This is a genomic window from Microbispora sp. CL1-1, assembly GCF_012034195.1.
Taxonomy (GTDB): Bacteria; Actinomycetota; Actinomycetes; order Streptosporangiales; family Streptosporangiaceae; genus Microbispora.
Genome location: NZ_JAATEK010000199.1, coordinates 1 through 438, shown reverse-complemented (window position 1 = coordinate 438; position 438 = coordinate 1). Strand labels below are relative to the sequence as shown.

The 438-nt window shown below is 69.2% G+C and carries 1 protein-coding gene; it reads left to right on the top strand.

The genetic code is table 11. The features are described from left to right. Positions 1-40: 40 nt before the first annotated feature. The coding region (locus tag HCK04_RS40595; RefSeq protein WP_221890044.1) for a Scr1 family TA system antitoxin-like transcriptional regulator at positions 41-438 on the top strand (398 nt) is incomplete at its 3' end.

Sequence of the window (438 nt, the reverse complement as noted above, 5' to 3'; positions counted from 1 at the left end):
GGCTGCGGCTCTCCGCCTCGATGACGAGGCTCGCGCTGAGTTGGACGCGCTGCTGGTGCGGTTGCGGGATGAGGTGGCCCGGTTGAAGGGCGGGCTTGCCAGCAGGGAGGCGGCGAACGCTGCGCGGGTGCGTTCATCGAAGTGGGTGGCGGTCTTCTCCTCGGCGATGATTCCGGCGTTGTTGCAGACGGCGGAGTATGCGCGGCTGGCGGTGGCGCTCGGCCGGGATGTGGATGAGGACGATGCGGCCAAGGCGGCGGCGGTACGGGTTGATGCGCAGGCGGTGTTGTTTGAGCAGGGTCGGCGGTTCGCGTTCGTGCTGACCGAGGGTGCGGTGCGTACCTGGCCGGGGTCGCCGTCGTTGATGCCGGCGCAGCTCGACCGGTTAGCCCAGGTCTCGACGTTGCCGCATGTCCGTCTCGGGGTCGTGCCGTGGAA